This is a genomic window from Thiohalocapsa sp., from assembly GCF_019695415.1.
In the GTDB taxonomy this organism is placed as follows: Bacteria; Pseudomonadota; Gammaproteobacteria; order Chromatiales; family Chromatiaceae; genus Thiohalocapsa.
The window spans coordinates 1-5,088 of record NZ_JAIFKJ010000427.1; the positions used below are offsets into that span (position 1 = coordinate 1).

Here is a 5,088-nt window from a genome sequence, read left to right on the forward strand (position 1 = left end):
GAGAAAAGGCATCAGCAGGTTGTTCGCGCGACAAACCGAAAACCGGCGTGCGATGCGCATATAGCGTGCCTGGTCGCCCCCGGTCGCCCCAGGGTCTCGCCCCCGGTCGCCCGCGAGCGCTCGCTTGCGTGGCATTCCCGCCGGCGGATGCAGTAGTCTTTGTCACCACTTAGCAACTGCGGATTCCGCGGAGGCAGCCATGGCCAGACAACGCTCAGATGAACAGGCAACACCGGCGCTGCCGAATGTGGCAGCGAGCTCCCAGCCGACAGCGCAGTCGGAGGCCATGTCCGGCGTTGCGGGTGCGTCCACGTTGATGGCCGCCATCGTGGTCGGTGCCGGCTTGGGGCTGGCCGCAGCCGCGATGCTACAGCCCGCGGCTCGGGTCGAGCCGGCGCTTGCCAACCTGCTGCATGCGATGGTCGGCATCAAGGCGCTCCTCTTCACCGGTGCGCTGGCGCTCGTGCTGCTGCGCTTGCGCGGACCGGTGCAGGTCGCGTCAGTCGCAGGTTATGCGGCTGGGTTCGCAACCTCAGCGGCGGCGCTGGTGTGGCTTTGTGGACTGTGGGGTCTGTTGTTGCTCTTCGCGCTGTTCCTCGGCGGCTTTACTGCCCCCTACCCCCCGGACAGCCGCGATCCGCTGCTCATGTCCGGCCTCAAGCGGGCGCTGCCGCCGGGTGTCGTCTAGTTCTCCAGCTTGCCGTCGGTCCCCCGGCACCCTTGCAAATCCCGCAGGCAGCGGCTAGCTTAGCCGCCGCCCGCGCGGGTATCGCCGCTGCGGCATATCTCTTGCGGCCAGCCGCAATCAGCAGCAGCCCCGTCCGCCGTTACCATGCACGCCCTCGCCGTCGAACAACTGCGCAAGGTTTATCGTTCCGGTTTTGAGGCCCTGAAGGGCGTGGATCTGTCCGTTGAGGAGGGTGACTTCTTCGCACTCCTCGGGCCCAACGGCGCCGGCAAGTCGACGCTCATCGGCATCGTCACCTCGCTGGTCAACAAGACCGCCGGGCGCGTTGCGGTGTTCGGGCATGACCTGGACAGGGAGCCGGAGGCGGTGAAAGCGTCACTCGGCGTCGTGCCGCAGGAATTCAACTTCAATCTCTTCTTGCCGGTGGAGGAGGTGGTCGTCAACCAGGCCGGCTATTTCGGTATCCCGCGGCGGGAGGCGCGACGCCGTGCGGAGTTCTTCCTCAAGAAGCTCGATCTCTGGGAGCGGCGGCGTTCGGAAATGCGGCTCTTGTCCGGCGGCATGAAGCGCCGGCTCATGATCGCCCGCGCGCTCGTGCATCGGCCGAAGCTGCTGATCCTGGACGAGCCAACGGCGGGCGTGGATATCGAGATCCGACGGGCCATGTGGGACTACCTGCGGGAGCTGAACGCCGAGGGCACCACCATCATCCTTACCACGCACTACCTGGAGGAGGCGGAGAGCCTCTGCCGGAACATCGCCATGATCGACCAGGGACGTATCTCCGCTGTGGCGGAGACCCAGACACTGCTGGCCGGCTTGGACATCGAGACGTTCGTGCTCAATCTGACGGCGCCGCTGGCCGGTGCGCCTGGACTCGACGGCTTTACCCTGACACAGCTGGATGACACCACGCTGGAAGCCCAGCTGCACCGGGGCCAGTCGCTGAACGACCTGTTCGCAGCGCTGCGCTCGGTCGGCATCGAGGTGGCGAGCATGCGCAACAAGCAGAACCGGCTGGAGCAGTTGTTCCTCGAAATGGTGGACCGCGGGCGCGGCGCCGCCGCGGCGCAGGCTGCATGAGTGTGCAGTACGGCCCCGACCTCCAGCGCTGGTATCGCTACTGGATTACCTTTTCCACGCTGTTGCAGAAGGAGGTGATGCGCTTCTCGCGCATCTGGGTGCAGACCATTCTGCCTTCGGCCATCACGACGACGCTGTACTTCGTGATCTTCGGCCGACTCATCGGCGATCGGATCGGCAGCATGGACGGCTTCCCGTACATGGACTTCATCGTGCCCGGCCTGGCGTTGATGGCGGTCATCACCAATGCGTACAGCAACGTGGTCTCGTCGTTCTACTCCAGCAAGTTTTCCCGCTACGTGGAGGAGCTGCTCGTCTCGCCGGCGCCCGCCTGGGTCATCCTGGCGGGCTACGTCGCTGGCGGCGTTGCGCGCGGGGTTACCGTCGGCATCGTCGTCATGCTGGTGGCCATGTTCTTCACAGACGTCTCGCCGCACAGCTGGCCTATCACCCTGCTGGTGTTCGTGCTGACGGCGCTGCTGTTTGCGCTGGGCGGCTTCATCAATGCGGTGTTCGCCAACAGCTTCGACGATATTTCCATCGTCCCCACCTTCGTGCTCGCGCCGCTGACCTACCTCGGCGGAGTGTTCTACTCCATCGATCTGCTGCCGGACGTCTGGCAATGGCTGTCGCTGCTGAATCCGGTGCTGTACATGGTCAATGCCTTCCGCTACGGGCTGCTCGGCACCACGGACATCCCTCTTCTGATGGCCTTCGTCATTATTGTGCTGTTCATCGGCGTCTTCGCCGTGGTCAGCCTGCGCCTGCTGGAGCGGGGTGTCGGCATCAAACAGTGAGAGACACGCAGCGTCCGGAGTACGACAGCAGGCGCCGGGAACGTGCTAGAATTTCACTGCAAATGCTCGCTTAACTCACTGAACTGCCCAGTGAACACCCCGGCTAATATCCCGGTGAGGCTTCGGACTCGACAGCGCGACCGCACGCTTCGTGACGTCCGTCCGGCGCTTCACAGGTGTACCTGCCAACCGTAAATCGGCCACCCGCGCACCATGCCCAAGCCCCGTCCCCGCCAACCGATGCCCCAACGCCGGCACCGTCGGCCCAAGGAAGGCATCGGCTTCTTCGGTTTCGCCGTAAGGGCGCTGGTGTTGGTCGCCCTCGGTGTCGGGCTCGCGGTGGGGCTCTACGGCATCCATCTCGACAAGGTCGTGCGCGCCAAATTCGAGGGCAAGCGTTGGGCGCTGCCGGCCCGCGTCTCCGCGCGTCCGCGGGAGATCTAACCCGGCCCCCCGCTCTCCCTCCCGGGGCTGAAGGGCGCACTGGGTCCGCCCGGGTATCGCGAAGATCCACAGCTCGCCCGCCCGGGCAGTTATCACATCGAGGGGGAGCGTGCTGCCATCCGCACGCGCGCCTTCCGCTTTTGGGACGGCTTCGAGCCTGAGCGCTATCTCGCCATCGACCTCACCGGCGGCGTCGTGCAGGACGTGGCGGACGGCAGCGATGCGACGCCCCTCGCGCTGGTGCGCCTGGATCCTGCGCTCATCGCCAGCATCTACCCAACCCACAACGAAGACCGCGTCTTGTTACGGCGCGAGCAGCTGCCGCCGCGGCTGGTCAAGACCCTGTTGGCGGTGGAAGACCGCACCTTCTATCAGCACCACGGCGTCGACCCAAGGGGTATCGCGCGTGCGGCCTACCAGAACCTGCGCGCCGGGCGCACCGTGCAGGGTGCGAGCACGCTCACCCAGCAGCTGGTCAAGAACTTCTACCTGACGCAGGATCGCACGCTGGAGCGCAAGCTGAACGAAGCCTATATGGCCGTGCTGCTGGATTGGCGCTACGACAAAGACGAGATCCTCACCGCTTACGCCAACGAGGTGTACCTTGGGCAGGACGGCAACCGGGCCATCCACGGATTTGGGCTCGCGAGCCGCTTCTACTTCAACCGCGACCTTGACGAGCTGGATGTCCCGCAGACGGCGATGCTGGTGGGCATCTTGAAGGGTCCATCGGATTTCAATCCACGGCGTGATCCGGACCGCGTGATCGAGCGGCGCAACCTGGTCATCGACCTGATGGCCCACCACCAAATCATTTCCCGCGATGCGGCCGAGGCCGCCAAGCAGGCACCCCTTGGCATCGTCGAAGGCGGCGCGCGGCCAAGCGGCGAGTATCCGGCCTTCATCCAACTGGTCCGCCGTCAGCTGCGCCGGGACTACCGAGAGGAAGACCTGCGCTCCGAGGGGCTGCGCATCTTTACCACACTTGATCCGCTGACCCAGGCCCATGTGGAGTCGGCCGTCACGGACCGTTTGCCCAAGTTGGATCGCTCCCGGCGACTCCCGGGAGGGACCCTGGAAACCGCGGCGGTGGTCACCTCCGTGGCGCAGGGCGAGGTCCTCGCTGTGGTCGGGAGTCGTGACCCCGGCTATGCGGGATTCAATCGCGCCCTCGATGCGGTACGTCCCATCGGGTCGCTGATCAAGCCCGTGATCTACCTGAAGGCTTTGTCGCAGCCGGACCGGTACTCGCTGGTGACGCCGATCCAGGACAAGCCCGTGAATCTACGCGTGGCGGGCGTTATCTGGCGGCCGAAGAACTACGATCACAGTGTCCACGGAACCGTGCCCTTGTATCGGGCGCTGGTGAAGTCCTACAACCTCGCCACCGTCAACCTCGGGCTCGAGCTGGGGGTGGCTGACGTTGCCGCCTTCCTCAAAGACCTCGGTGCCGTCCGCGACATCGATGCCGTCCCGGCCATGCTGCTGGGATCGGTGTCGCTGCCGCCGGTGGAGGTGGCGCAGGCCTACCAGACCATCGCCGCCGGTGGCTTCCGGGCGCCGCTGCGGGCCATTCGTGAGGTGCTGGACGCCTCAGGGCGGCCACTGAACCGCTACCCACTGGCCGTCGAGTCCGTGGTGTCCGCAGAAGCCGCGTATTTGACCAAATGGGCCATGCGCCGGGTGGTGACCCAGGGCACGGCCACCTGGCTCAACAAGCGCTTGCCATCCGGCCTCACCGTTGCCGGTAAGACTGGCACGACCAACGACATGCGGGACAGCTGGTTCGCCGGCTTCAGCGGCGACAAGGTGGTGGTGGCCTGGGTTGGCCGCGACGACAACAAGCCCATGGGGCTGAGCGGTTCCACCGGGGCCTTGCGCCTCTGGGGAGACATCATGGCCCGCGTCGATACCCAGCCTCTGGCAGATATTGCCCCAGAGGGCGTTGTCGCCTCCGGCGCTTGCGGACGCTCGGTGCCTTACATCGCAGGCTACGGCGGCAGCGCCTGCGGCGGGCGCAGCCACCGCCGGCCGCTGCGGCTGCTGGGCCGGGCTGCTCCCGCCTGACCCTGTGGT

The 5,088-nt window shown here is 65.8% G+C and carries 4 protein-coding genes and 1 pseudogene; all 5 read left to right on the plus strand.

All coding sequences use genetic code 11. From position 1 onward, the window contains the following. Positions 1-199 precede the first annotated feature (199 nt). On the plus strand, positions 200-688 hold the full coding sequence (locus I6U14_RS12155; RefSeq protein ID WP_296899669.1) for a hypothetical protein: 489 nt from the start codon (positions 200-202) through the stop codon (positions 686-688). A 144-nt stretch (positions 689-832) separates the two neighbouring features. Beyond that, entirely contained in the window at positions 833-1,771 is a 939-nt protein-coding gene (locus tag I6U14_RS12160; RefSeq protein ID WP_296899671.1) for an ABC transporter ATP-binding protein, read from the plus strand. Beyond that, the gene (locus tag I6U14_RS12165; RefSeq protein ID WP_296899673.1) at positions 1,768-2,568 is read left to right on the plus strand and encodes an ABC transporter permease; all 801 of its coding nucleotides are present in this window, start codon (positions 1,768-1,770) and stop codon (positions 2,566-2,568) included. The genes I6U14_RS12160 and I6U14_RS12165 overlap by 4 nt, the downstream gene beginning before the upstream one ends. A gap of 213 nt (positions 2,569-2,781) precedes the next feature. Continuing rightward, entirely contained in the window at positions 2,782-3,012 is a 231-nt protein-coding gene (locus I6U14_RS18310; RefSeq protein WP_367115662.1) for a hypothetical protein, read from the plus strand. A 12-nt stretch (positions 3,013-3,024) separates the two neighbouring features. Beyond that, a pseudogene (gene mrcB / locus I6U14_RS12170) lies at positions 3,025-5,079 on the plus strand (penicillin-binding protein 1B); the annotation flags it as partial. Positions 5,080-5,088: the final 9 nt, after the last annotated feature.

What these genes read in the sequence shown, in the direction of transcription:
- I6U14_RS12165 (WP_296899673.1), top strand. Translation starts at nt 1,768, where the DNA reads ATGAGTGTGCAGTACGGCCCCGACCTCCAGCGCTGGTATCGCTACTGG.
- I6U14_RS12160 (WP_296899671.1), top strand. Translation starts at nt 833, where the DNA reads ATGCACGCCCTCGCCGTCGAACAACTGCGCAAGGTTTATCGTTCCGGT.
- I6U14_RS18310 (WP_367115662.1), top strand. Translation starts at nt 2,782, where the DNA reads ATGCCCAAGCCCCGTCCCCGCCAACCGATGCCCCAACGCCGGCACCGT.
- I6U14_RS12155 (WP_296899669.1), top strand. Translation starts at nt 200, where the DNA reads ATGGCCAGACAACGCTCAGATGAACAGGCAACACCGGCGCTGCCGAAT.